Source organism: Alcaligenes sp. RM2, from assembly GCF_052931795.1.
Window position 1 is genome coordinate 683,177 of record NZ_JBRFIO010000002.1, and the last position, 26,376, is coordinate 709,552.

Genomic DNA, 26,376 nt, shown 5'->3' on the forward strand with positions numbered 1-26,376 from the left:
TATCCGGCCGTCAAGGGGCCGTTCCTACGAGCGAGCCTGGTGTATCAGGCTGGCCAGATCTGGCGTGCCGCTTGCACAATCTGCTCGGCGGCTTGCGGGCTCTGGCAGTTGAATTGCAGACGCTCGGGTTCGGAGCGTAGCCAGGTCAATTGACGTTTGGCTAGTTGGCGAGTCGCGGCAATCGCCTGTTCGATCGCCACGTCCAGGCTGACTTCGCCGTCCAGATACGACCACAGTTGCCGATAGCCCACACAGCGAATGGAGGGCAGACCGGGATGCAAATCAGGGCGCTGGTACAGCTTCTCCACTTCCTGCAGCAGTCCTTGCTCGATCATGTCGTGATAGCGAGCCGCAATGCGCTTATGCAGCCAGGATCTATCTTCTGGCTCCAGGCTCATGGTGACGTATTGGTGACTCTCTTCTTGCGGCTGGGCTTTGTCCTTGAGCCAGTCACTCATGGTCTTGCCACTGATATGGAAAATCTCCAGCGCACGTTGAATGCGCTGGCTGTCGCGGGGAGCCAGTCGGGCAGCCGTCACCGGGTCGATGCGGGTCAGTTCCTCGTGCAAGCCGGGCCAGCCAATTTCCTGGGCACGCTCATCCAGTTGCTGGCGAATGGCAGGGTCTGCCTGCGGTAAATCGTTCAAGCCTTCGCGCAAGGCTTTGTAATACAGCATGGTGCCGCCACATAGCACAGGGTAATGCCCGCGCGCCCGGATTTCTTGAATAAGACGGGTTGCGTCGGTGGCGAACTCTGCGGCTGAGTAACTCTCTACCGGGTCGCGTATATCCAGCAAGTGGTGGGGGATAGCGGCTTGTTCTTCGGCGCTGGGTTTGGCGGTGCCAATGTCCATGTCACGGTAAATCGTGGCCGAGTCCATCACAATCACTTCAATCGGCCAGTGTTGCGCCAGGATATGCGTGCTTGCGCTTTTGCCACTGGCCGTCGGGCCAGCCAGGCACAGAATGGGTAAATCGTTCATTGTCCACGCATAAAAAGTTTGTCCAGCTCGCTGAGCTTCCATTGGAACCAGGTGGGGCGGCCGTGATTACACAGGTCGGCCCGGTCAGTTTGTTCCATCTTGCGAAGCAGGGCGTTCATCTCGGGGATGCTCAGGCGACGATTGGCGCGTACGGCGCCGTGGCAGGCCATGGTGGAGAGCAGTTCGTTGCGTTGCTCATCCAGGTGGCGTGACGAGCCTACCTGGGCCAGATCGCGCAGTACGGCACGGGCCAGCGATTCGATATCGCCTTGGGCCAGGAGGGCGGGGACGGCACGCACGGCCATGGTGGTGGGGCCTGCCGGGTTCATGCTCAGGCCTAGATCGGCCAGGGTTTCCTGATGCTCATCCAGCAAGGCGATATCACTTTCCGAGCAACTGAATACGACCGGCACCAGCAGATCCTGACGAGGCAGTTCGCGGCCATCCAGAGCCTGTTTCAATTGTTCGTAAACCACGCGTTCATGTGCGGCGTGCATGTCCACCAGAATCATGCCCTGGCGTGTCTCGGACAGAATATAGATGCCGTGTAACTGCCCCAGGGCCATGCCCAAGGGAAACTCGTCCGTTGTGCTGTCTGCCTCGCTTTGATAGCTGGTGACTGGCGTGTTGCTGGGAGCAGGTTCAATCGGGCGATACATGCTTTTCCAGTCGACATTGCCGCCACCAGATGGCTCGCGCAGGCTGAAACTGGATTGCCAGCCTTGGCGGGCCGGATGGCTATACGGCATGGCGGGTTCGCTGCTGGTGTAGGAGCTGCTGGGTGTGCCAGGCGTGGCCGAAGGGTAGGGTGTGCCCGTTACAGGAGGCTGAGTAGCGCCTTCAGGCAAAGGCATGGCGGCAACTGGCGTTTCCCCGGCCATGCTACCTTGCGCCAGGGTTTGTCCAACAGACTGCAGCACAAAGCGGTAGACGGCACCGCTGTCACGGAAGCGAACCTCGTGCTTGGCGGGGTGTACGTTCACATCCAGCGTGGATGGGGCAATGTCCAGAAACAAGGCATAGGCAGGCTGGCGATCTCCATGCAGTACATCGGCATAAGCACTGCGTATAGCATGTGACACAGTACGATCACGCACAAAACGGCCATTCACGAACAAGAACTGTTTGTCTGCACTGGGGCGAGCATGGGCGGGGTGAATCACCAGACCACGCAAGCTGATCAGACCTTGCTCCTGGGCGACAGGTAGGCTTTGCTCAATAAACTCTTTGCCCAAGATATCCAGCAGGCGTTGCTCCAGTGTGCCGCTGCGCCAGTGGCGTTGGGGCTTGTCATTGTGAAACAGGCGGAAAGCGATTTGCGGCTGTGCCAGGGCGATGCGCTCCAGCGCGGTCACGCAGTGGCCGTACTCCGTGCCTTCCGTGCGCAAAAACTTGCGACGGGCGGGGATCTCGTCAAACAGCTGGCGTACATCCACATGCGTGCCAATCTGCCCGGAGGCGGGCTGGGGTTCGCTTTGACCCAGTGAGTACTCCCAGGCGTGCGGGTCGTCCTGAGTGCGCGAGTTGATCGTCAGGCGGGCTACCGAGGCAATTGAGGGCAGGGCTTCCCCCCGAAAGCCCATGGAGGCCACGGACTCCAGTTCTTCCAGCGAGCGAATCTTGCTGGTGGCATGTTGCAGCAGCGCCAGGGGCAATTCTTCCTGGGTGATGCCGTGGCCATCGTCGCTGACAGAGATGCGGCGTATGCCGCCGCCGTCCAGGCGAATCTCGATGGCACTGGCTCCGGCGTCAATCGCGTTTTCCAGCAATTCCTTCAGGACAGATGCCGGGCGCTCGATAACTTCACCGGCCGCAATTTGGCTTACAAGCAGGTCCGGGAGTGGGATAATACGGCGTCTTGATGACATAGGGCGGCTGGCCTTGTGTGTATTCAGGGTTGAACATTACACGTTCAACGGGTTTCAAACGGTAGCGGCTTATTTTAACCGCTTGCTCTATGGTGTCGGTCTGGCCAGTATTGGACTGGCTGGATTGTTATTTTGGTGTGGAACTATGCCCGATTTACTCAGCATGATCCTTCATATTGACCAGTACCTGGGTGTGTGGGTCGAGCAGTATGGAGCCTGGATTTATCTTGTTCTGTTCTTGATTATATTTGGCGAGACCGGGCTTGTGGTTTTGCCCTTCCTGCCGGGCGATTCCCTGTTGTTTATTGCCGGGGCCTTTGGCGCTTCGGGCATGTTGGACCCGGTCATGCTGGGTGGCCTGCTGATCGTGGCAGCCGTGCTGGGTAATACCGTGAACTATCACGTGGGGCGGTATATAGGCCCGAAAGTCTTTACCCAGGAATCCCGATTCCTGGATCGTCGTGCTCTGGTCAAAACCCATGCTTTTTATGAAAAGCATGGTGGCAAGACCATCGTCATTTCCCGCTTCCTGCCTTTGTTCCGTACTTTTGCGCCTTTTGTAGCGGGTGTGGGCCATATGAATGCCATGCGCTTTCAGATGTACAACATTACTGGCGCGGTACTGTGGATTTGCAGCTTGATTACCCTGGGCTACTTCTTTGGTAATGTGCCTTTCATCAAGGCGCATTTGAATACCATTGTGCTGATTGGTATTGCGGCTGCCGCGGTGCCTGTCGTGGCTGGGGCCTTGTGGAAGATTTTCAAGCGCAAGAGCAAGGGTAATGCGACTTTGTAGGATTTGAGATTGGATTGTTTGCTTGTTAAAGGTTAAGGAAAGGACGCCAGTAGGCGTCCTTTTTTATTTCGGGAACCTGTCAGATATCGCTGTTGTGGGCGAGGGGGTAAAAGCTGTCGCAACATCTGGGTTCAAGTGTTCAAGGTAACTACTGGCACTCTCCGTATTTTTAAAAAACCGCCTCTGTTTCAGCCTTTAGTAAAGAATGCCTCAGTTTTCTTGAGGGGGGGCCGCTAGTCGGCAGGCGGGGCCCTGGCCCGTGCTGCGCACGGGTACCCTTGTCTCTTGAGCTATCCAGGCGCCCCGTGAACTCGCGCGATAGCTCGTCCCCCGGACGAGCTATAAGCGTCGCGCTCAAACAGCACGGGGCTTGTATCCTGGATAGCTCAAGAGCCTGCGGCCAGAACCCTGACTCGCCCTCCGACTAGCGGCTCCCCCTCAAGAAAAGGCCACACCGATTCAGGTTCAAACAGGTCCTTGCCCAAAGATGCTCTCTTTTCTGGACAGCTTCAGACTCTATAGAAACAAAAAAAGCAGATAGTTAGCTGCGGCTGGCCAGTGCAGGAAACTCGGCAAAATATCCCCGGATGCCGGTCAGAATGGCTTGGGCAATCTTGTCCTGATGCGAAGAACTGCGTAGCAGACGCTCTTCTTCCGGATTACTGATAAATGCCGTTTCGATCAGAATCGATGGAATATCGGGTGCTTTCAGCACAGCAAAACCAGCGCGTTCAACATTGCGCTTGTGCAGGCGGTTGATCTTGCCGATCTCGCCCAGCAGACGCGAGCCCACTTTCACCGAATCGTTAATCTGTGCGGCTGTGGACAGGTCCAGCAGAATTTGCGCAACCTGACGGTTGTGGGAACCCAGGTTCAGACCACCGATCAAGTCAGCATCGTTCTCTTTCTTGGCCAGCCACCGAGCAGCCGAGCTGGTGGCACCGTTTTGAGACAGGGCGTAGATGGACGAGCCACGCGCACTAGGCTTGATCCAGGCGTCAGCGTGAATACTGATGAACAGGTCTGCCTTCACCCGACGGGCTTTTTGCACACGCACTTGCAGCGGCACGAAGAAGTCCGAGTCACGCGTCAAATAAGTACGCATATTGGGCTGCGCATCAATCAGACGTTTCAAGCGTCGGGCTATGTTCAGCACCACATCTTTTTCACGCGTACCACCGGGGCCGATGGCACCGGGGTCCTCTCCACCGTGGCCGGGGTCCAGCGCAATCAGCAAGGGACGATTGGGAGTACCCGGCGTGGCTGCAGGCGAAGGGGAGCGCGGTGGAGTCGTGACAGGAGGCGGCGTACGAGCGACGGGCGGCAAGGTTTGCCCTTGTACCGTAGGCACAGGGGCGTCAGGCGAGTTTTGAGCCAGGCTTTCCAGGACGGAAGCCAGGGGGTCGTTATCGTCCTGAATTTGCAAGGCCAGCAGCGGGTCTTGCGCCACGCGCGGGTACAAGTCCAGCACCAGACGGTACTTGTATTCGCCAACGGGCTTGAGGGTAAAGATCTGTGGAGCGACGGCCTGTTTCAGATCCAGCACCAGACGCACGACGTCGGGGCGGTTCTGGCCCACGCGCACGGAGCGAATGTAGGGGTCATTGGGGCGGACCTTGGAAACCAGCTCCTCGATGGTGCGGTTCATGGTCAGGCCCTGGATATCCACCACCATGCGATGGGGGTTTTCCAGTGTGAAGTGCTCGGCCTTGAGCTCGCTATCCATTTCCAGGGTGACGCGGGTGTATTCGTCTGCCGGCCAGGTACGGACGGCCACGATGGTGCTGGCGTTCGCCAGCCGCGGTATGACGGGAAGCAGGAACAGGGTGGTGGCCGTGGCGACGAATCGGCGACGGGCCTTGCCGGCTGGGGCTACTTCTGCAGGCTGGGGGCGAGTGTCGTAATCCATAGCGTTCCTTTGGCGCTGCGTGCATCCAGGGTGGCCAAACGACCGTCACCGCAATAATCCAGGTGTAAATCCAGATCGGGCTCGGGCAATAAATCCCCTGCTTTTTCGGGCCATTCGATCAGCACAACAGCATTGTCTTGCAAAATATCGCGAAAACCTGCGTCGACCCATTCTCGTGGATCGCTAAATCTATAAAAATCAAGATGATAGAAGTATAAGCTAGAAACTTTATAACTTTCAAGCAAAGCGTAGCTAGGACTTTTGATACGACCGGTAACGCCACAAGCCCGTAACAGGGCCCGAACAAAGTGGGTTTTACCGGCGCCCAGGTCACCATGAAGATGAATTCGGCCACCCACAGGCACACCGGGAACCTGACCGCTTAGCAGCGGGGCAAGGCGCTCGGCCAAGGCGGTGGTAGCGTCCTCGTCAGGCAAGGACAGGGTTAAAGCTTGCGGATTCATAGGCTTGGATCAGGTAGCGAGGGATAACCACAATGGAATGGTCAAGCCCGCTAGTATAGTGCCGATCGACATGGTCAGCGCGACCAGACGGCTATCGGCTCCCATGCGGGCAGCCAGTACGTGGGCAGAAGAGGCCGTAGGCAGGGCAGCAAATACCAGTAACATCTGGCGCTCCAATGTGCTCATATCCAACACCCAGGCAATTGCCAGGGCCGCCAAGGGCAAAGCCAGCAGCTTGATGGCCGTAATCCAGCCGATCAAGGCCCCGGCACGCCGCGAGCCTTGCAGGGACAAGGTGGCGCCTACACACAACAAACCAATCCCCAGGGCACAAGCCCCCAAGCGGCTAAAGGCCAATTGAACCGGGCCTGGTACGGACAAACCAGCCAGATTCCAGGCCAGTGCAGCAACAGTAGACAGAATCAGGGGATTTTTAAGCAGCTCGATGGCGATACGGCCTTGCTGCCCCCGCGCCAGCACGGTCACTGCCACCATATTGGCCATGGGAACAGAAAAGCCCACCAGCAAAGCCATAACGGCGACACCCGATGGCCCGGCAATCGCACTGGCCAGAGACATCCCCAAATAGGTATTGAAGCGAAAGGCGCATTGAGTCAGGGCCGCGTGCTGCAAATGTTCGGGTTTCAGAATGGGCAGGGCTAACCAAGCCAAAACCGTGCCTACAGCAATTAAAACAGCCGCAGCGACCAATAAAGGCCAGGTATCGCCCAGATTGAGCGGGATGCGGGTAATGGAATCAAACAGCAGGGCTGGAAACAGGACGTAATAGACCAGCTTTTCGGCACCCTGGAAAAAATCCCGGCTGAAATGAAAGCGATGCAGCAGCAATGCCCCCAGCGCTATCAACAGAAAATCGGGCAGGATCAGCGGGAATATTGTGGCCATGATGACGGTAATTAAAGGCAGATATAGGTATATCCCCTGTAGGTATCTGCTTTCAGAATTAACAATTGATGAGGAGTAGCTGCGCTATTATTGGTTAGTTCCCCTTACCCAGGGGATGGATCTACAAAAAGACTAAAGAGGAGATGTTCCCATGATAGAGAAGTTTCCCAAGAAATTTGCGCTGCTATCCCTTTGTGCAAGTTTGTCCATGATCGGCACGGCTAATGTCGCTCATGCTCAAGCGGATTATCCTAATCAAGCGATTCGCGTCATTGTTCCTTTTGCGCCAGGCGGCTCCACCGATATTGTGGCGCGCATTGTGACCAAGGGCATGAGCGAAGTGCTGGGCCAGTCCATGGTGGTAGAAAACAAGGGTGGTGCCGGTGGCGCTATTGGAGCGGCAGAAGCGGCTCGCGCCAAACCTGACGGCTATACCTTGTCAATTGCCACCATTTCGACTCTGGCAGTAAATCCCGCTTGCCGCCCCAATGATTTGCCTTACGACCCCTTGAAAGACTTTGTGCCGGTCAGCAACTTTGCCAACCTGCCCAACGTGATCGAGGTCAACCCCAAATTCCCGGCACAGAACTTCAAGGAGTTCGTGCAGCAACTGAAAGACAATCCAGGTAAGTATTCCTACGGCAGCTCGGGCACTTGCTCGGTGCTGCACTTGTTTGGCGAAGCCTTCAAGCTGGAAACCGGCACTGATATCGTGCACGTGCCTTACCGTGGTGCCGGCCCGGCTGTAACGGATGCGGTCGGTGGCCAGATCAATGCCATGTTTGATAACCTGCCGTCGTCCATGGCCCAGATCCAGGCTGGCAACTTGCGCGCACTGGCTATTGCCTGGCCCGAGCGCCTGCCTGCTCTGAAAGATGTGCCGACCTTGGCCGAAGAAGGCTACCCGCAGCTGAACAGCCCGGCCTGGTATGGTCTGCTGGCTCCCAAGGGTACGCCGCCTGAAATCGTTGCCAAGCTGCATGCCGCTGCTGCGGAAGCCTTGAAGAAACCCGAAATTATTTCGGCTCTGGAAAAGCAGGGGGCAACACCGTCGGGTAACTCGCCTGAAGAGTTCGCCAAGGAAATCAAGGAGCAGTACGACTGGGCCCACGACGTGGTCAAGAAAGGCAATATCAAGCTGGAATAAGCCTTGGACTTTAAATGTCAGCCATAAAAAACCGGCCTGCACAGGCCGGTTTTTCATTTCTGCCCTAAGGCCTAGCCACGATTGGCTTGCAGCACGGTCAAGGCCGTCATATTAATGATGCGGCGTACGGTGGAGCTGTAAGTCAGGATGTGTACAGGAGCATTGGCGCCCATCAGGAAAGGACCGATGGCCACGTTGCTGCCAGCAGCAGTCTTCAGCAGGTTGTAGCTGATATTGCCAGCGTCCACGTTCGGGCAGACCAGCAGGTTGGCCGAGCCTTTCAGCGAGGAGTTGGGCAAGGTACGATTGCGCAAGCTTTCGTCCAGAGCGCAGTCGGCATGCATTTCACCGTCTACTTCCAGGTCAGGGGCTTGCTCCTGAATCAAACGCAGGGCTTCACGCATTTTGGGTCCGGAAGTGGCCGAGTCGGTACCAAAGTTGGAGCGCGACAGCAGGGCCACCTTGGGTTCCAGGCTCAGCGTACTCAACATGCGGGCGGCTTCAATCGTGTATTCCGCAATTTCCTGTGCGTTCGGATCGTCGTTGACGTGTGTGTCGGTCAAGGCAACCGTACGCTCGCCCAGGAGCAGAATGTTCATGGCAGCGTAGACGCTGGAGCCGGGCTTGCGGCCGATCATCTCGTCGATATAGCGCAGGTGGTTGTGGTAGGAACCGATCGTGCCGCAGATCATGCCGTCGGCATCACCCAGGTGCACCATGGTCGAGCCAATCAGGGTCAGGCGGCGACGCATTTCCACGCGAGCCATTTCCTTGCTGATACCGCGACGACACATTTTTTCCCAGTACGTGGTCCAGTACTGGTGGAAACGGTCGTCAGACTCGGGGTTGGTCACTTCCACATCCACGCCCAAGCGCAGGCGCAGACCAAATTTCTTGATGCGAGACAGCAGCACGGCAGGACGGCCAACCAGAATCGGGTGGGCCAGCTTCTCGTCCACAATCACTTGCACGGCGCGCAGCACACGTTCTTCTTCACCTTCGGTAAAGACGATGCGAGCCTTGCCGCCTTCGCGCACCAATTGCTTGGCTACGGCAAACACGGGCTTCATGAACGCGCCAGAGTGGTAGACAAACTGTTGCAGCTTGGCGATGTAGCCTTCCAGGTCAGCGATAGGGCGGGTTGCCACGCCTTCTTCCATGGCGGCTTGAGCCACGGCGGGGGCGATGCGCACGATCAGACGTGGGTCGAATGGCTTGGGGATCAGGTAGTCGGGGCCAAAGCTCAGGCCGTAGCCACCGTAGGCAGCGGCCACGGCTTCGTCTTGCTCTTCTTCAGCCAGAGCCGCAATCGCGCGGGCAGCAGCTTTTTCCATGCCACGGGTAATCGTGGTGGCGCCCACATCCAGCGCACCGCGGAAGATGTAGGGGAAGCACAGCACGTTGTTGACCTGATTCGGGAAGTCCGAACGGCCGGTTGCCATGATGACGTCATCGCGAGCAGCTTTGGCCACTTCAGGCAAAATTTCGGGGGTGGGGTTGGCCAGCGCCATCACGAAGGGACGGTCTGCCATTTTCTGCAGCATTTCAGCTTTCAGTACGCCACCGGCGGACAGGCCCACGAAAACGTCAGCGTTGTCGATGACATCAGCCAGCTTGCGGGCCTCGGTTTCTTTGGCGAAACGGGCCAGTTCAGGAACCTGGTGACCAGGGCGGCCTTTGTAGACCACGCCGTCAATGTCGGTGACCCAGACATTTTCTTCGGGCAGGCCCATGTCCACCATCAAGTCCAGGCAAGCCAGCGCGGCCGCACCGGCACCGGAGGTCACAACCTTGATCTTCTTGATATCTTTGCCGACCACTTTCAGGCCGTTCAGGAAAGCCGCCGTCACGCAAATGGCGGTACCGTGCTGGTCGTCGTGAAAGACGGGGATGTTCATGCGTTCGCGCAGCTTGCGCTCCACTTCAAAACACTCGGGTGCCTTGATGTCTTCCAGGTTGATGCCACCGAAGGTGGGCTCCAGACCGGCGATGATATCCACCAGCTTGTCGGGATCGGTTTCGTTGATCTCGATGTCAAACACGTCCAGGCCAGCAAATTTCTTGAACAGAACGGCCTTGCCTTCCATCACGGGTTTGGAGGCCAGGGCCCCAATATTGCCCAGACCCAGCACAGCGGTACCGTTGGAGATCACGCCCACCAGATTGCCCCGGCCGGTGTAGCGGAAGGCGTTTTTCGGGTCGACCACGATCTCTTCGCAGGCGGCAGCAACACCAGGGGAATAGGCCAGGCCCAGGTCACGTTGGCTGACCAGGGGTTTGGTCGCGGCAATGGTGACTTTGCCGGGAATGGGGAACTCGTGGTAATCCAGGGCGGCTTGTCGATCTACAGGTGAACTCATCGTGTCCTCTTGCTCAGGCGCCAAACAGGTGTTTGGTGAAATCCAGGGAAGGCGTGGCGAATAGTGCGCCAGCGCCGGCTTTCAACAAGTGTAGATAATTAAACAGTCCGTAGTATTAGGGCTTATTATTACCCTATTAGCAAATGCTTATAGATAGGGGTAAAGGCTTGGAAACAAACGATATCGCCCATCGCCTGGTACAACGACTCAGGTTGCGTCACCTGGCTCTGCTGATCGAGATCGACCGCTTGGGCTCGCTGACCAAAGTGGCGGATTTAATGGCGATGACTCAGCCTGCGGTCACTCAAGCCTTGGCCGAGGTGGAGCAAGTCTTTGGCACACCGCTATTCCTGCGTTCATCGCGTGGTATGGAGGCAACAGCGCAAGGGCAGATCGTGATTTCACGTGCTCGGGCCATGGTGCAGGACATGGAGTTGTTGAGTCTGGACTTGCAGGCGCACAGCATGGGGCGGCAAGCACATTTGCGGCTGGGGGTGATTCCCCTGGTGTCCGGCAAGCTGGTTTCCACGGCCTTGCGGGCAACTCGCCCTCAAGGGCAGGTGGTGTCCGTCAGCATTACCGAGGGGCTAACGGAAACGTTGCTGGAACAACTGCGTGATCACGCTTTGGATGCAGTGGTGGCGCGCAGTTCTCCGGACTTGAATATGAAAGGGCTGCGCCATGAAGCCTTGTACGCGCAGCAACCACGCTTGATTGCCAGCCGGGAACTGGCGGGGCGATTGGGCCGACGCAAGTTGGATTGGGCGCAATTGCAGGATCTGGACTGGATTCTGGGACCGCGCAATACCCCGATGCGGCGGCAGGTGGCGAATCTGTTTTTGCGGGCAGGCTTGTTGGAGCCGGTGCCCAGTGTGGAAACCTCTTCACCCAAGCTGATCGGTGAACTGATCGTGAATCACTCCCGTGCTGTGTCTGTGGTCCCGACCGAAATTGCTGAAGAACTGGTGCGCGTGTCCGGCGTGGCGATTGTGCCGTACTCCTTTGAGTGGGGCTTGTCGCCTATCGCGCTTTTTACTCGGGTGGCCGGTCAGCAGCGTCCGGTGGACAAGCTGTTCGCGCAGGAGCTGAAACGGGTGTGTACTGATAAGACGGTGCCTTTGGAGCGGGGGGCTTTTTTCTACTAATGTCGTTCTGTCTGCTGCGGGCTGATTGCTAGTGTTACACCGTGAGCGCCCTATGCCGAGCGGGCAGGGCAAGGGCTGGAAGCAGGATGTCATACCTGCTCAAAAAACCGGAGCAGCTCAGTGATCAGAACCACCCCCCGCTTGTATGCCCAGGAGTCTGGAAGGGGGGGGGGCGGTGTGCAGCGCCCGGTTTATTGATGCCGGGGCTATGCAAGCAGTGGCTTACTGGTTCACATACCAGATGGCCTTGGTTTGCTGGTACTGATCCAGGGCCTCCATTCCCTTGTCCTTGCCGCCAAAACCGGACAGTTTGAAGCCGCCAAAGGGGGCGGTGATGTCGCCTTCGGAAAAGCCATTTATCGAAACGGTGCCTGCCTTGATTTTGCGCGAGACACGCTGCGCCCGCCGTACATCAAGCGTGTAGAGGGAGGCGGCCAGGCCATATTGGGTATCGTTTGCCAAGGCGATGGCTTGCTCTTCTGTCTCGAAGGTCGTGATGGCCAGAACGGGGCCGAACACTTCCTCCTGGAAGAGGCGGTCTTCCGGGGTGATGTGATCGAAGATGGTGGGCTCGATATACCAACCACTGCCCAGGTCACTGTGAATGCGCCCCCCATGAACCAACTTGGCGTTTTTGCCGGGGTTCTGCAGAAAGCTGGCCACTTTTTCAAAGTGCGCTTGTTCTACCATCGGCCCGATAGACACGTCCGGATCCGTAGGCAGACCTACTTTCCAGGAACTCAGCCCCTGTTTGAGTTTTTGCAGCAGCGTGTCTTTCAGGCTGCTGTGTACGATCAGGCGGGAGCCGCAGCTGCAGTTTTCGCTCATGTTCCAGAATGCGGCCGCCAGGATGGACGGAACTGCTTCGTCCAGCAGGGCATCCTCAAAAACGACCTGGGGGCTTTTCCCGCCGCATTCCAGCACGACCTCCTTCAGATTGCTTTCTGCGGAATACTTCAGAAACAGGCGACCCACTTCGGTGGAGCCGGTAAACGACACAATGTCCACGTCCCCGTGCCGGCCCAAAGGCTCTCCGACTTCCTCGCCTGTGCCTGTGATCAGGATCAGGGCTCCTGCGGGAATGCCTGCCTGATGTGCCAGCTGTGTCATGCGGTAGGCGCTCAGGCTGGTCAGCTCGGACGGTTTCACAATGACCGAATTGCCGCACACCAGCGCAGGCGCAACTTTCCAGGCGTACATTTGAGCCGGGAAATTCCAGGGCAGGACGGCCGCCACGACCCCAATGGGTTCCTTGGTGATCAAGCCCAGCGCGTCGGAGCCGGTTGGGGAAATTCGACCAAAGCATTTATCGGCTGTCTCTGCATACCAGCTGAAGGTATCGATGGTGGCGGGCATGTCGGTGTTCAGGCATTCAGTAATGGGCTTGCCTGCGTCCACACAATCAAGTGCGGCCAGTTCCTCGGCGTGTTGCTCCAGCAAGGCCACCCATTTGAGCATGATTTTTTTGCGTTCTGCCGGAGACAACTCAGACCATTCGCCGGACTCAAAGCTTGCGCGTGCGGCAGCCACCGCCGCTTCTACATCCGAGGCTTGGCCGGCAGCGATGTTGCCAATTACGGCCAAGTCGATAGGGCTGACGTTATCGAGCAGGGCCGAAGCCGTGGTTTGATAGCCAGGAATCAAATGGGAAGCGTGCAGCTTTCCGGCGCGGGCCAACTCAAAGACAGTCTCTTGTTGCGTGGGCATTCAAGCCTCCTGTTCTACTTGATAAGCGTTGATCTGGGCCAGGAAGTCATCTCGTTCCTGCGCGTCGACTGGCAGCAGAGGCAAGCGTACCGAACCGACATCAATGCCGTGACGCACGCAGCCCAGTTTGGCTTTCTGGTTGTAGTTGCCGGACTCCATGGCGGCAATGGCGGGCAACATGGCGGCCATCATGCGACGTACCGTGTCCCAGTCTCCTTGCTCGGCGGCTTTCAGCATTTGGACCTGCTCGGCAGGAAACACATTGGCCCCGCCACTGATCCAGCTACGAACTCCCCAGAACAGGAAATCGGCCGCCTGGTCATCGCAGCCGCAAACAACCTGGAAGTCGGGCAGATTGGCATTGACCATGGCAACCACCCGGCTGAAGTTGCCGCTGCTCTCCTTGATGCCCACAATGTTCTTGACCTTGGCCAGTTCGTAAACGGATTCAAGCTCGATCTGGATGCCAATGCGTGCCGGGAAGTTGTACATGACGATGGGCAGTTCAGTGGCCGCGGCGACCTCCTTGAAATACGCCACCACTTCATTCTGGCCGGGCAGGCTGTAAGGGGTGGGAGAGAGCATCAGTGCCTCATACCCTAGCTCTTCCGCTTCACGGATTCGGCTGATGGCTTCGGCAGGCGACATGGAGTTCACGCCGGCAATCAGTGTTGTGCGGCCACGGCCAGTTCTGGCAACAATCTCCAGCACGCGGCGACGCTCCTGTGCACTGAGCGCGTAGTATTCGCCCGTGGTTCCACAAGCCACGATACCGCCTACTCCGGCTTCAATAAAGCACTCAACCAGACGCTCCAGCGCAGCTTCGTTTAACTGGTTGTTGGCGTCAAACGGGGTAACGATGGGAACGAGGATTCCGTTCAGATTCATGATGTCTCCAGATTATTAATAGTTGATCTATCGGTTTATTCAATGACTTTGCGGGTGAAGGCGCTGAGGTAGGCCATCAGCGTCTCGGAGCCCTGCAAGGCCTGTTCGGGGTTTCCATCCTGGATGCCTTCGGCCAGGGTTAAATGAGCTTGGGCTCCGGCCTCCAGGTCCCCTTCATATTGATAGGCGTACCAGAACCGTCGGCACTGAACGATCATGGGAGTGACCGCTTGCACAGCAAAGGTGTTGCGACAGGCCTGGTGGATGACTTCGTCCAGATGCTGGTCGGCCAGCATGTAGGCGTCGATATCCTTGGCGTCAGCAGCATCCACCATGGCCTGGGCGTGACCGAGCAATGCGCTGCGCTGGGCTGGGGTCGCCCAGCGGGCGGCTCCCTGCACAATCAGGCGTTCCAGAACCCGGCGCGTTTCAATCAGAGTCAGATGTTCAGCCACACGGATTTCACTGACACGCAGGCCGCGGCGGGGCTGTTGCTCGATCAATCCCAAGGCCACCATGCGCATCAGGGCTTCACGCAAGGGGGTGCGTCCCAAACCTGTCATTTCCACCAGATCACTTTCTACAATGGCCTGACCAGGCTCCAGTTTGAGAGTGGCAATTAACTGCTCAATCGCTTGATAGGCGGTTTCAGCGGCACGAGAAGAAGGGGTGGGGGCGCTACTCACGGAGACTCCAATATAAAAATTGCGTTAAAAGCCGGATACTTGCTGGGGCAGCCAGGTGGCAATCGCCGGAAACAGAGCGACGATCAGCAGGGTCAGCAATTGAGCAAGAATAAACGGCACTACACCTCGACAAACTTGTCCGTATGTCATGTCTTTCGGGGCAATGGACAGCAGGTAGAAAATGGATGAGGCCAGGGGCGGTGTCAGATAGCTGGTCTGAATGACAACGATCACCATCACGCCAAACCATAAGGGGTCCAGCCCGCTTGCCACAATAAAGGGCAGGAAAAGCGGAACGCAAATCAGCACGTTCGCTGTCCAGTCCAGTACAAAGCCCAGCAGAAAGACGATGCCCAGGAACAGAATGATCGTACCTGTACTGCCCAGTCCCAAGTCGCTGGTCAGCATCTGTACCAGCTTGGCACCTCCATTGGCCGCGAAGGCGCCGGTAAACATGGTGCCTCCCGCCACGATCAGCATGATCATTGCCGTAATGCGTACCGTGATTCGCAAGGCTCCACTGAAAACTTCCCAGTTGAACTGACGGTAGAAGATACAAAGAACAGCGGCGGCAGCAGCGCCCAAGGCGGCGGCCTCGGTGGGTGATGCGATGCCTTTCATCAAGGAACCCAGAACAGCGATGATCAGCAGCATCATGGGAACCAGACCACGCATTGTGATACTGATTTTTTCCCCCAAAGGTCGGCGCATATCCTCGTCATCTGCCCGTGGGCCCAGCTCTGGCTTGAGCGTGGTGGCGATCAGGATGTAGGCCACAAAGAGCGTGGTCATCAACAGGCCCGGAAAGAGCATGGCAGCAAACAGCTCGCCAACCGGAACCTGTGCCAGGGAGGCATAGACGACTGCGACCACCGAGGGAGGAATCATGGTGCCCAGGGAGCCCCCGGCGCAGATCGTGCCCGCGATCAGCGAGTTGTTGTAGCGAAAGCGCTTCATGGCCGGGATGGCCATCAGCCCCACCATGATTTCTACCGCGCCAACCACGCCTGCTGCAGCGGCAAAGGTCGCCGCCATGGCGATGGTGGCAATGGCCAGCCCGCCTGGCAGGCCGCCCAGCCATAACTGCATGGTGCGAAACAGGCGTGCCGCAATGCCCGAGCGCTCCAGCAGGGCTCCCATCAGCACAAACATGGGAATCGCTGACAGGATATGGTTGGTGGCCGCTCCATACAAAGCACCATACATCTGGTCAAAGACCATGGGGCCAAAGGCGTACCAACCGGCCAGAAAAGCGGGCAGGATCAGCGCAAAAGCCACGGGCATGCCCTGAAAAATCAGCAGGAACAGAGCAGGGAACATGAGTCCGGCGATCCATAAATTCATGGGCTCACCTCGACGTCAGCAGTGTTCTGTTCTTTGACCGCACAGCGCAAGCCATGGGCCAGCAGTTGCAAGGTAAAGGCGATCAGGCCAATGGCAATGCAGGCGTAGAAGGGCCACATCACCGGGGCCCAGGGGCTGACCATTTCGACCTCGTTCAGCTTCCAGGCCATCCAGGCTTTCTGTATCCCGACTTTGCTCAAGATGGCAAACAGCGGAAACAGCACCAGCAGGTACAGGAGCACGTCAGACATACGGGCCAGGGACTTGGGCAAGTGCTTGCGAACCACATCAATGCTGATGTGTTCGTTCTGACGCATCACCCAGGCCATGCCCAGCAGAAAAATAGCCCCATTCATCATGTACGCCACATCAAAGGCCCAGACGGTGGGGGCATGCAGAACATAACGGGCAAAGACTTCCCATACCATGGCGGTGACCAGGATTGCCGCCGCCATTTCCGCCAGCCGAGCGCTTGCAAGAGCGATAAAGTCGATCAGTTTTGAAATAGGCTGCAGCATGGCAGCTCTCCTTCAGAAAGTGGGACTTAGTCTCGGATCAGGTAATTGCTTTCACTGCGCCAACGGTTCAGGAATCCGTCGTAATCAGTCAGCAAATTCTTCATGTAGTCGTTGCCCGATTGCGCTTGCGCTTCGGCTTTCTTGTGTACCCAATCATTGCCGGCATCCGCCAATTGCTTGATGAAGGCCGGGTCCAGAGTGATGACTTCATTGCGACCCTGGCGGTACTTCTCCATGGCTTTGATGTCGGCGTTGTAGAAGTAGTCCAGGGATTGGTGGGTGGTCAGTTCGGCAGCGGCCTCAATCAGTTGCTGCAAATCGGCCGGCACTTTATCCCAGGTTTCCTGCTTCAGGACGACTTCCCACATAAAGGTGGGCTGATGCACGCCAGGGACCACAATGTATTTGGCGGCCTGATGAAAACCTTCGGGGGTATTGGAGGAGGGGGTAGCCCATTCCACCGCATCGACCCCTTTGCGCTGCAACAGGGTGTACGTGTCGCCGGGTGGCACCACGGTGGGAACGGCACCGAAATAGTCTTTCATTACGTCCGCCCAGGCACCGGAAGTGCGATATTTCAGGCCTTTCAAGTCCTCTGCAGTTCGGATGGGGGTGTTGGAGTGGGCCAGCACTTCCGTCGAACCCAAACCGACAATCATGGTTTTGAGACCGTTTTTGGAACGCAGCTCCTGCAGTTTTTCCTTGCCGCCGCCTTCATACAGCCAGACGCGATAAGCATCAGGTCCCATGCCACCGGGGTAGCCAGCAAAAATGGCATTGGCCGGGTCCTGGTTGACCAGGTAGCTGGAGGTGGAGTGCCCCGCCTCTACTACGCCGGTCTCTACCGCTTCAAAAACTTTAAGGGCGGGAACAATAACACCTGCTCCAAAGGGCTGAATCTCGACACGATCCCCCGTCATGAGCTTCACGTTCTTTGCAAAACGCTCCAGAAAATTCTGATAAAACGGGGAGCCTTCGGGTACGGAAGTTGGTACGCGCCAACTGATTTCGGCCGCTTGCGCTGAGGCCATGCTGCCCAGCAGAAACAGGCCGGCCAGGGTGGATGCAACAAGTTTGGATTTCATGTTTGTCTCCGGTGGTTTTTTTATAGTCCAGCTCCGTCGCAGGCTGGCGGCCAGCGTCAAAGCATGGGATGGATCTTAATATTTTCTAAATATATTAACAACATATTTAGATTGGGGTTTGTCCTAGAAAGCGCCGGAGGTGGCTTGCTGATTGGGTTTCGGTGTTCGTTTTGGACGGTGGAAGGACAGGGGAAGGACGTTCCAGGCCTGGTTTTGACGCGGATTTTCAGCGGTGAAATCATTCGTGATGCGTTTTTTTTCATGCTTGTTTGAAGCACTGCGGGGCAGCCTTGTTGAGCTGTTTCAATCCTTCCGTCTCCGCGGTCTAGCTGGTACACTTTGCGACTGCTTTTTTAGAAGCGCACGGCGGCAGGACAGGGTCTTTGGACCGTTCTTTTGCTGTAGCACGTTCAGTAGCAGCAGGCAGGAAAATAGCGGGTTGTTTACGAACAAGAGAGGGCGTCGAATCTACTCTTGCGTGTTGTAAAGCCTGGATTCCTGCGGTGCATGTGGCGTCTGGCCCGCCTGGGCCCACTGCGCAGACAAGCCACCGGGCCCATAGTTAATGGAGTTTTCTACACCGCTTTCCCCTTATAAAACAATGAACTAAGAAAGTGCTGTAGCAGTTTTGTAGCAGTTGGCCACCAAGCGGTGGCTTTTTTTGCGCCTGGTGAATGGGCAGGTTTGAGCCTGGAGCGACTCACTTAGCACGTGGTGGGCCATGTTCCCGAGATGACATTGCGTAGCGAACCTATACCGGATGATTTGCTGGTCTTGTTAGCCGGTGGCCAGGAATGGGCATCATTGCGGCCGACGCTTTTACTCCGTCAGAGAGAGCCTGTGAGCACATGGCCAGGCACAGTGTGAGGGAGTTTCAGGGACAAGAAATACTCAGGTCGAAAAATCCAGGTAGGCCGTGGGGAAAGTGTAATCTCTGTAATCTTTTTCTGAGTATGGCTTGAAAGCCTTTATTTCTGCTGGATTCAGCTAACTGTCAGAGTGTAATTTTTATGTAATCAGACCGTAATTAATTACACTATAAAAATGTAATTTATCTGTTTTAATAATTCGTTATTTATCAATGGTTTATGAGTAAATTACAGTTTAGGTTACGGTAAATTACGGTTTCACCGTAACCTGATTTTTCTTTGAATATCAGTGGGTTGAGATATCGTTTTTGGTGAGATTACGGAGATTACACTTTCCCCACGGCCTACCTGGATTTATTGCTGGAGTGCTTGAGTTGCGATGGGCTGCTTAAATCCGTCAGGCTGCGTCAAAGTGCGTTAGAGTTGCGTACCCCTTATTCCTTGTGAGCCGCGCCAATGGCGGGCCTCCCAGGGCTTGAAGGGCTGCGTTAAAAGGTGCTTATTCGGTGAGCGTCGCAGGCGCGGAGGGGACGGCGATTAAAGAATAATTAGAGGAGGAATTGAGGTTTTGTTGACAATCCCTCTGTTTTGTGGTTATTGTTCTGCCCCCAGGAGTGTTTTTGGAGATCTTGCTATGGGATCTGATTATCGTTTGGATCAAGCTGATAACGCTGACCTTGCTGAAAGATCGCTGTTGATTGCGGATGTTGCTGCTAGGCTGATAGCTGGTAATCGTATGACTGTAGGCCATGCAATTGAGACTGCCATTACTTATGAGGCAGAGGTACAAGTGGCGTCCCTGGATATACGAGGAGTTCATCAGGTGGCGGTTGAATCACCACGATTTGAGGGTAGACCGCCCAGAGCTCAGGTAGCAGCCATTGGGAGGCGGATTCTTCCGCAGGTGCGGCAGGAAGTCGGAGTTTTAGAAGACGAGTAAACGAGCTTTTAACTCCAACTTTAGGTCATGCAGTTGGGTTTTCCCAACTGCTTTTTTTATTAATGGCTTAGAGAGCACCTTTAGCTTTCCTGAAGCCTGTAATCTTTGAATCTAACCACCTCAATTCCTATCCAGTTGTTTACTGATCTGAGACGGTTTTGCAGCGGTTCTAGTTCATTCATGATAAATACCTCTGCAGCAGGCTTCACTGATCCAAACCCACCCGTTACCGTGGGCATGACGCCCATTAGTTGAGGCGGTACGCGATGAGCCGCCAGGATGTCGTCACGTGTCACGTTCTTAATGTTGAAGAATTCGTCCTTGGCCGCTACTTCTGACAGCGGGATAACCTGTAAGCCTTTCTCTTTTCCGCCCGGTGCATACATGAACAAGTTGCGGAAATTCCCCACCCCCTTGCTGCTTTTTACGGCTTGACGTAGCGCATTGATGTCCGTGTCATTGTGAATGGCATCGGTCACATACATGATGTAACCCGCGTGTGAGCCGTTTTTGTAATAGCGGCGGCGGAATAAGGTTGCCTCTTCGTTCAGCCAGGCGGAAGACAAAGCAGACAGATATTCAGGCACGCCATAGATCTCTTGGTGCAGATCAGGCTCACGTTGCTGATAGACCTGCCCTGGTTCAAACCAGTGTTCTTTGGACCATGAATGCAGAAAGACATAGCGGTCTTCTTCCTGGCTGGCCCGCCTTACGTACTTCCCCAACGCTGGTTTGAGCTTGATTGGTGCGCCCAGGCGATTGCGGCGCACTTCCAGATAGCTGTTGGCGAGCACCAGGTAGTCTAGCACGTAGGCGCTGAAGTCCTCGCGGCTGAGTAGCGGGTGTGGGATAAAGGCGCTGGCCAGAATGTTCCGCTTCACATAGATGGCAGAACTGTGATGAGGACTTGCACGGAAGGATCGGGCTAGGCCATCCAGAGACACCGGCGGCTCATACCACTTTCCGGCATCTAGTACCTGGAAGTGTTCCATGATGCGGCTTTTGTCCAGGACGGATTCAGGCTCGCCAAACGTGAAGGCTTCAATGCCTGGTTGCTCAGCCTGCACCTGGTCTGTCGCTTCGGTGACTGCGTTCATTCGCTAAACTCCAAAATATTGGCAGACGACTCGGTACTGCCGTGTAGCGGTTCGTGATAGATGGCATTCATGCAGGCCCAGGCCAGATCGGCGTGGCCTACGGCGCGTGTCCGGCCAGAGGCATAGGTCGCTTGGCGACCGCTTGGCGTGAGCTGCTTACGGATAGACAGGAACGACTGGGCCAGGTCAACGGCACCGGCGTCAAACTCAAACCGGCCATTGCGCATGACGTTCTGCATTTTGAGCACCATCTCTGTTTTGACCTCGACCGAGTAGTTGATTGCTACTGCAGCCGGGAAGAACTTGCGGACCAACTGATAGACGGCCCCGCCCATGCCGGTGGTGTCGATGCCGATATGCGTGACGTGGTATTTGCCGCAGAGTTTCTGGATCTCGGCGGCTTGCTGTTCGTAGTCCAGGCCTTTGAACTGGAGCCGCTCAAGGAGTCGGAACTTGCCGCCAGGGACGGCAGGCGGGGCAAGAACGACACAGCCCTGGTGGTCGCCGGTGTCGGCGGGGTCGTAGCCGATCCAGACCTCTCGATTGCCAAAGGGACGTGCAGCATGGGGTTTCAGGTCTGTCCAGACCTCCCACGAGTCCACCATGCAGCGCTGCAGCAGCTGTAGCGGGAATACCGATTTGGTGTCGTCCAGGAAGATGCACAGCAGCAGGTTCTGAAACTCTTCCTCGGTGTATTCGAAGTTGCGCAGCTCCTCGATGTCAAAGAGGTCGCAGCCGCCTTCTTCCGCGTCGTAGATCGTGACGATCTGCCGCCAGATCCGGTCAGCGCACAGACGGCCCATTTTGAGCGCGTTGTGGCTGACATCCATCTTGATGGTGGCCTTGGCCTGGATCTTGCCCAGTTTCTCCCCGGACCAGAACGGGTAGGCTTCATGGCTCATGGCCGATGGTGTTGAGAAATAGGTTTTACGCCATTTCTTGTGAATGGCCATGCCGGAGGCGACTTTGTTCAGCTGCTCAAAGTTCGGGATCCAGAAAAACTCATCCACGTACAGATTGCCGTGATAGCTCTGGGCGGTACGAAAGTTTGTGCCCAGGAAGTAGAGCGTGGCCCCATTGGACAGCACGATGGGATCACCGCGCAGCTCGATGTCCAGTACCTCCCGCACAAACGCCAGGATGTATTGCTTGAAGACGTGAGCCTGGGCCTTGGATGCAGAGATAAAAATCTGGTTGCGACCTGTCAGCAGGGCGTCCAGCAGGGCTTCCCGTGCAAAGAACCATGTAGCGCCGATCTGGCGCGACTTCAGAATGATGCGTGTGCGCTGGTTCTTGGATTCCCACCATACCCGCTGGTACTGAAAGATCGACCCTTCAAAAGCCTCCACCAGTTTGGCGATTTGCTCGTCGGTTAGGTGGTTCTTGCGAGGTTTTTTTCGCGGCTTGCTGTTCTGGGCGGCGAGGTTCGGGTTCAGGTCGACCTCGTTGCCCTCCGCGCCCAAGTATTTACGCACCCGAGCGTAGCGTTCCATCTGGCGGCCAAGCAGGTCAATCTCTTTGTAATCGGATCCGCTCTTGTTGGGGTTTAGGACGAGCTGCACCATGCGGCATTCCGTAGCCCCCTCAATACGCTCCAGGGCGGAGGCTGAGTCCCAGCCATCACGGCTTTTCCACGATCCCACGGTAGACCGGCGCTCGCCCAGGTGCTGGGCAATCGCTGTTAAAGACCAGCCTTGCCAGTACAGAAACTTGGCCAGGCGGCGGTTGTCGTGATCGTGTTCTACGGTGAGCATGCCGCCAGAATAGGCAGGCCCCTCCTAATTAAACACTGTCTGATATTCGCCATCGAACATGGCGAAACCCGCTTGCTTGAGGCATCAGGCTGGCGAGGCAATCATGTCCCTATCGTCGTCAAACACAGCGAGCAAGGCATGAAATTCAAACCCAAGTTTTTCCGCGTAGCCACCGAAGGTGCGGCTACAGACGGGCGCACGATTACCCGCGAATGGATCCAGCAAATGGCCGCCAGCTACGATCCGAAGAAGTTCGGCGCTCGTATCTGGCTGGAGCACTTGCGCGGGATTCACCCAGACAGCAGCTTCCGCGCCTATGGCGACGTGTTGGCGCTTGAAGCCCGAGAAGGCGAGGGTGGCAAGCTGGAGCTGTTCGCTCAGCTGGATCCTACTGATGAGCTGGTTGCGCTGAACAAGAAGCGCCAGAAGGTCTACAGCTCCATCGAGATTAATCCTGACTTCACTGGATCGGGCAAGGCCTATTTGACCGGCCTGGGCGTCACGGACAGCCCAGCCTCTTTAGGTACAGAAATGCTGCAGTTTTCCCAGCAGCAGGCCGACAACTCACCGCTGGCGGGGCGCAAGCAGGACAAGGGCAACCTGTTCAGCGTGGCTACGGCATTGGATCTGGACTTTGAAGAAGACCAGGGCGAGCAGCCATCCCGTCTTTCTGAGAGCTTGAAGAACTTGAAGGCCATGTTCAAGAAGCAAAACAAGGCAACGGATCAGGATCTGACCGAATTGGTCGATCTGGTTGGGGATGTGGTCAAACACAGCGCCGAGCAAGAGCAGGAGCTGGCGAGCGTTCAGACTGCATTTAAGGACCAGGGGGAAGAGCTGGCTGAGCTGCGCAAAGACTTCAACAGCTTTAAGCAGCTCATCGAAAGCACCGATGCCGGTAAACAGCATCGCCCTCCCGCCACTGGCGATAACGGCCTGGTGCAGACCGATTGCTAAACCCCATCATCGAATCACGGAGCAATATTCATGCGTAACGAAACCCGCATTGCCTTTGACGCCTGGCTGAACCGCCTGGCCTCTTTGAACCATGTCCAACTGGCTGCTGTCGTCAGCAAGTTCACTGCTGACCCGAGTGTGCAGCAGACGATGGAAAACAAAATTCAGGAATCCAGCGAGTTCCTGAAAAGCATCAATCTCTTTGGCGTGCGCGAGCAGGAAGGCGAGAAAATCGGCCTGGGCATTGGTGGTCCCATTGCCAGCACGACTGACACGAAAACCAAAGAACGTCAGCCCAAGTCTGTGGCCGAGCTGGACAACAACAAATACCGCTGTGAACAGACCAACTACGACACCTATGTGACGTATGCCCAGTTGGACCAGTGGGCCAAGTTTCCTGACTTCCAGGTACGCCTGACGAACATGATTTTGCAGGCCATTGCGCTTAGCCGAATCACAATTGGCTTTAACGGCACCAGCCGCGCAGCTACGTCTGATCCTGCTGCGAATCCGCTGCTGCAGGATGTGGGCATTGGTTGGTTGCAAAAGCTGCGTACCAAGGCTCCTCAGCGCCGTCTGTTTGAGACGGATGCAGGCTCTGGCGAGCTGAAGGTCGGTGGCTCAGCCGAATACAACAACCTGGATGCGGTCGTGTATGACCTGGTCAATAACATGATTGAGCCGTGGTACCAGGAGGACACCAAGCTTGTGGCCATTTGTGGACGCAAACTGCTGGCCGACAAGTATTTCCCTTTGGTGAACGCTAACCATGCTCCGACCGAGCAGTTGGCCGCTGATCTGATCATCAGTCAGAAACGTATCGGCAATTTGCCAGCCGTTCGCGTGCCGTATTTCCCGCCCAATGCCATTCTGGTTACCCGCCTGGATAACTTGTCCCTGTATTACCAAGAAGGCGCACAGCGCCGTTCTGTGATTGACAATCCTGCCCGCGACCGGATCGACACGTTCCAGTCGTCCAATGATGCCTACGAGCTGGAAGACTACGGCTGCGCGGCGCTGGCCGAGAACATCACCCTTGTTTAACGGAGGTTGATATGAGCAGCCCAGCACAACGGCGCTTTGAGACTGTGACTGCCGCAATGGCGGCTGCACAGAGTGATCCAGGCGAGAGCCTGGCCGGTAACACGGCCTATGAACTGATGCTGGCCAAGTTGGATGCTGACCGCCGTCGGCTCAAGGACATCCAGAGCATCGAGCGCAAGATCGAGGTCAAGCGCGAGATCCTGCCCGAGTACGAAAACTGGATCAACGGTGTTCTGGATGCCGGGCGTGGTGGCCAGGACGATGTCCTGGTAACTGCGATGGTTTGGCATCTGGATGTGGGCAGCTTTGATGAAGCGCTTCGCATCGGTCACTACGTGCTCCAGCATGACCTGGTCCTGCCCGACCAGTATCAGCGCAATGTCGCCACCGTTTTGGTGGATGAAGTGGCCGATACGGCACTGGCCCAGCAAAAGGCGGGCAAACCATTCCCGCTGCAGGTACTGCTGGAAATAGAGCGCCTGACTGCCAGCCATGACATGCACGACGAGGCCCGCGCCAAGCTGCATAAGGCGCTAGGTGCTGCGTTGTATGACCGTGGCGACCTGCGCGAGGCACACCGGCACTACACCCGAGCGTTGGAGTTGAACGACAAGATAGGCGTTAAGCGCCTGCTGACCGAGATTGATGCGGCGCTGGCTAAAGCGTCTGCATAAACCGTGCTCCCCGAGCCTGGGCGGCGCGGGTCTGAAGCAGCGCCTGATGGCATGACTGCGGACGACCCGCCCACCGCCCACCACACAAGGATGTGTCATGAGCTTTGCTGTTGCCGCTGCCAAGCCCAAGGTGTCTACAGAACGACCCGGCCAGTTGGAAGCCGATATCGAGATTCAGCAAGGGGACTGGCCAGTTATCAAGTCGAGCCATGTCCGCGAGATATTGCGCCTACCTGGCACCGTCACGAATGAGCGCCTGGTCGAATGTCTGAACAATGCTGTGTACGTGGTCAATGATCAGTTGTCGGCTTGGCGTTCAGCGAATCCACAAGCGCTGGACGAATGCCAGTCTGATCTGTATCGGCGGGCTGTGTACTTCTATGCCCAGGCTGAGCTGTATGAGCGTTACCTGGACGTGGATGCGTCGGCAAGTGCTCAGCGCCGCGCAGAGGACTACGACAGCATGGCTGATGATGCTCGCCGTGTGCATCGGTGGGCAGTGCGCGACTTTCTGGGCTTACCCCGTTTAGTGGTGGAGGCTTTGTGATTGTGTACGCGCACCAGGGAGACACGCTGGATGCGATTTGTTGGCGCTACCTGGGCCAGACCCAGGGCGTGGTGGAGCAGACGCTGCTGCTCAATCCCGGTTTGACGGAGCAGGGACCGATCCTGGAACACGGGACGGCTGTCACGTTGCCCGATAGGCCGGTGGTCCGCGTGAACACACTTAAAACGGTGAAGTTATGGGACTGAGTCTGAGAAAAATGGGCTGCCATCGCAGCTATCTGAGTTTGAATATGTCGGCTGACTGGCCGGTGCGTATCTTTTACGGCCTGGTGACGGCGTATCAGGGGCTGTATGGCCTTTTCGTACCGGGTTCGGTGTTCTATCGGGCGATACAGTTGCATGATGCGGCGCTCATTATCATTGGAGTGCTCCTTGCCGCAGGCTTGCTGCTTCTGATTGATGGCGTGCTGGCGATGTTTCGGTACTGCACACCATTCAGTTGCGACCCCGTCAAACCGTTGATGCTGATATTTCATCGTTGGCGACACCTGTTATTTCTGCCCCCTGTGTTTTGCTACTTCGCCACCTTAGTCGTGGTCAGTGTAGAAGTGGGTCCAGGCGCAATTATTGTGAACGGCTACTACATCATGCTGGCGACAGCTGGGGTGGCGTTCTGTCTGCGTGACGGCATTGTCAGCCAAACCGCGATGCGGGGTAGCTATGAGTAG

The 26,376-nt window shown here is 56.5% G+C and carries 23 protein-coding genes; 9 read left to right on the plus strand and 14 right to left on the minus strand.

The annotated features are described in order from the left end of the window. Positions 1–44: 44 nt before the first annotated feature. Positions 45–983: a tRNA (adenosine(37)-N6)-dimethylallyltransferase MiaA gene (miaA, locus tag ACU6HM_RS09930; RefSeq protein ID WP_446763733.1), complete on the minus strand. Its 939-nt coding sequence runs from the start codon at positions 981–983 to the stop codon at positions 45–47. After that, on the minus strand, positions 980–2,851 hold the full coding sequence (gene mutL, locus ACU6HM_RS09935; RefSeq protein WP_446763734.1) for a DNA mismatch repair endonuclease MutL: 1,872 nt from the start codon (positions 2,849–2,851) through the stop codon (positions 980–982). The genes miaA and mutL overlap by 4 nt, the downstream gene beginning before the upstream one ends. 145 nt (positions 2,852–2,996) lie before the next feature. Between mutL and ACU6HM_RS09940 the strand changes: the two genes are divergently transcribed. Further along, complete coding sequence (locus ACU6HM_RS09940; RefSeq protein WP_009461283.1) at positions 2,997–3,647, plus strand: VTT domain-containing protein; 651 nt, start codon at positions 2,997–2,999, stop codon at positions 3,645–3,647. Positions 3,648–4,188: 541 nt separating this feature from the next. Here the strand turns inward: ACU6HM_RS09940 and ACU6HM_RS09945 are convergent. The 3 genes from ACU6HM_RS09945 to ACU6HM_RS09955 are packed head-to-tail and all read right to left on the minus strand — an operon-like array spanning position 4,189 to position 6,926. Continuing rightward, complete coding sequence (locus tag ACU6HM_RS09945) at positions 4,189–5,556, minus strand: N-acetylmuramoyl-L-alanine amidase (protein ID WP_009461284.1); 1,368 nt, start codon at positions 5,554–5,556, stop codon at positions 4,189–4,191. Next, the gene (locus ACU6HM_RS09950; RefSeq protein WP_009461285.1) at positions 5,520–6,020 is read right to left on the minus strand and encodes a bifunctional alanine racemase/tRNA (adenosine(37)-N6)-threonylcarbamoyltransferase complex ATPase subunit type 1 TsaE; all 501 of its coding nucleotides are present in this window, start codon (positions 6,018–6,020) and stop codon (positions 5,520–5,522) included. The genes ACU6HM_RS09945 and ACU6HM_RS09950 overlap by 37 nt, the downstream gene beginning before the upstream one ends. 9 nt (positions 6,021–6,029) lie before the next feature. Beyond that, positions 6,030–6,926 (minus strand): AEC family transporter, encoded by an 897-nt coding sequence (locus ACU6HM_RS09955; RefSeq protein WP_009461286.1) that lies wholly within the window; start codon positions 6,924–6,926, stop codon positions 6,030–6,032. Positions 6,927–7,134: 208 nt separating this feature from the next. On the opposite strand from ACU6HM_RS09955, the gene ACU6HM_RS09960 reads away from it, so the two are divergent. Continuing rightward, positions 7,135–8,073, plus strand: a complete 939-nt coding sequence (locus ACU6HM_RS09960) for a tripartite tricarboxylate transporter substrate binding protein BugE (protein WP_022983479.1) — start codon at positions 7,135–7,137, stop codon at positions 8,071–8,073. Between the two features lie 71 nt (positions 8,074–8,144). Here the strand turns inward: ACU6HM_RS09960 and ACU6HM_RS09965 are convergent, their stop codons facing one another. Continuing rightward, on the minus strand, positions 8,145–10,433 hold the full coding sequence (locus tag ACU6HM_RS09965) for an NADP-dependent malic enzyme (protein ID WP_009461289.1): 2,289 nt from the start codon (positions 10,431–10,433) through the stop codon (positions 8,145–8,147). 143 nt (positions 10,434–10,576) lie between these two features. Here ACU6HM_RS09965 and ACU6HM_RS09970 point away from each other — a divergent pair, with 143 nt between their 5' ends. Beyond that, positions 10,577–11,578 (plus strand): LysR substrate-binding domain-containing protein, encoded by a 1,002-nt coding sequence (locus tag ACU6HM_RS09970; protein WP_083054089.1) that lies wholly within the window; start codon positions 10,577–10,579, stop codon positions 11,576–11,578. A 222-nt stretch (positions 11,579–11,800) separates the two neighbouring features. Here the strand turns inward: ACU6HM_RS09970 and ACU6HM_RS09975 are convergent, their stop codons facing one another. From ACU6HM_RS09975 to ACU6HM_RS10010, 8 genes are all read right to left on the minus strand, one after another. After that, positions 11,801–13,285 (minus strand): aldehyde dehydrogenase, encoded by a 1,485-nt coding sequence (locus ACU6HM_RS09975; RefSeq protein ID WP_009461291.1) that lies wholly within the window; start codon positions 13,283–13,285, stop codon positions 11,801–11,803. After that, positions 13,286–14,173 (minus strand): 4-hydroxy-tetrahydrodipicolinate synthase, encoded by an 888-nt coding sequence (gene dapA, locus ACU6HM_RS09980; protein WP_009461293.1) that lies wholly within the window; start codon positions 14,171–14,173, stop codon positions 13,286–13,288. Between the two features lie 35 nt (positions 14,174–14,208). Next, complete coding sequence (locus tag ACU6HM_RS09985; RefSeq protein WP_446763735.1) at positions 14,209–14,859, minus strand: GntR family transcriptional regulator; 651 nt, start codon at positions 14,857–14,859, stop codon at positions 14,209–14,211. Positions 14,860–14,883: 24 nt separating this feature from the next. After that, positions 14,884–16,203 (minus strand): TRAP transporter large permease, encoded by a 1,320-nt coding sequence (locus ACU6HM_RS09990; protein WP_226349781.1) that lies wholly within the window; start codon positions 16,201–16,203, stop codon positions 14,884–14,886. After that, complete coding sequence (locus tag ACU6HM_RS09995) at positions 16,200–16,721, minus strand: TRAP transporter small permease subunit (RefSeq protein WP_009461299.1); 522 nt, start codon at positions 16,719–16,721, stop codon at positions 16,200–16,202. Before ACU6HM_RS09995 ends, ACU6HM_RS09990 begins: the two co-directional genes overlap by 4 nt. A gap of 26 nt (positions 16,722–16,747) precedes the next feature. Then, positions 16,748–17,806, minus strand: coding sequence for a TRAP transporter substrate-binding protein DctP (gene dctP, locus ACU6HM_RS10000; RefSeq protein WP_022983481.1), 1,059 nt, complete (start codon positions 17,804–17,806; stop codon positions 16,748–16,750). Between the two features lie 1,889 nt (positions 17,807–19,695). Beyond that, positions 19,696–20,712, minus strand: coding sequence for a phage portal protein (locus ACU6HM_RS10005; RefSeq protein WP_446763736.1), 1,017 nt, complete (start codon positions 20,710–20,712; stop codon positions 19,696–19,698). Then, on the minus strand, positions 20,709–22,466 hold the full coding sequence (locus tag ACU6HM_RS10010) for a terminase large subunit domain-containing protein (RefSeq protein WP_446763737.1): 1,758 nt from the start codon (positions 22,464–22,466) through the stop codon (positions 20,709–20,711). The genes ACU6HM_RS10005 and ACU6HM_RS10010 overlap by 4 nt, the downstream gene beginning before the upstream one ends. A 72-nt stretch (positions 22,467–22,538) precedes the next feature. Here ACU6HM_RS10010 and ACU6HM_RS10015 point away from each other — a divergent pair, with 72 nt between their 5' ends. The 6 genes from ACU6HM_RS10015 (at position 22,539) to ACU6HM_RS10040 (ending at position 26,376) form a co-directional block, all read left to right on the plus strand. Continuing rightward, positions 22,539–23,423 (plus strand): GPO family capsid scaffolding protein, encoded by an 885-nt coding sequence (locus tag ACU6HM_RS10015; RefSeq protein WP_446763738.1) that lies wholly within the window; start codon positions 22,539–22,541, stop codon positions 23,421–23,423. 30 nt (positions 23,424–23,453) lie between these two features. Continuing rightward, on the plus strand, positions 23,454–24,467 hold the full coding sequence (locus tag ACU6HM_RS10020) for a phage major capsid protein, P2 family (RefSeq protein WP_446763739.1): 1,014 nt from the start codon (positions 23,454–23,456) through the stop codon (positions 24,465–24,467). Between the two features lie 11 nt (positions 24,468–24,478). Further along, on the plus strand, positions 24,479–25,141 hold the full coding sequence (gpM, locus tag ACU6HM_RS10025) for a phage terminase small subunit (protein WP_115634174.1): 663 nt from the start codon (positions 24,479–24,481) through the stop codon (positions 25,139–25,141). A gap of 97 nt (positions 25,142–25,238) precedes the next feature. Next, positions 25,239–25,688 carry a head completion/stabilization protein gene (locus ACU6HM_RS10030; RefSeq protein ID WP_446763740.1) on the plus strand — a complete coding sequence of 150 codons (450 nt, stop codon included), beginning with the start codon at positions 25,239–25,241 and terminating at the stop codon, positions 25,686–25,688. Continuing rightward, the gene (locus ACU6HM_RS10035; RefSeq protein WP_446763741.1) at positions 25,685–25,894 is read left to right on the plus strand and encodes a tail protein X; all 210 of its coding nucleotides are present in this window, start codon (positions 25,685–25,687) and stop codon (positions 25,892–25,894) included. Before ACU6HM_RS10030 ends, ACU6HM_RS10035 begins: the two co-directional genes overlap by 4 nt. Continuing rightward, positions 25,885–26,376 (plus strand): hypothetical protein, encoded by a 492-nt coding sequence (locus ACU6HM_RS10040; protein ID WP_446763742.1) that lies wholly within the window; start codon positions 25,885–25,887, stop codon positions 26,374–26,376. The genes ACU6HM_RS10035 and ACU6HM_RS10040 overlap by 10 nt, the downstream gene beginning before the upstream one ends.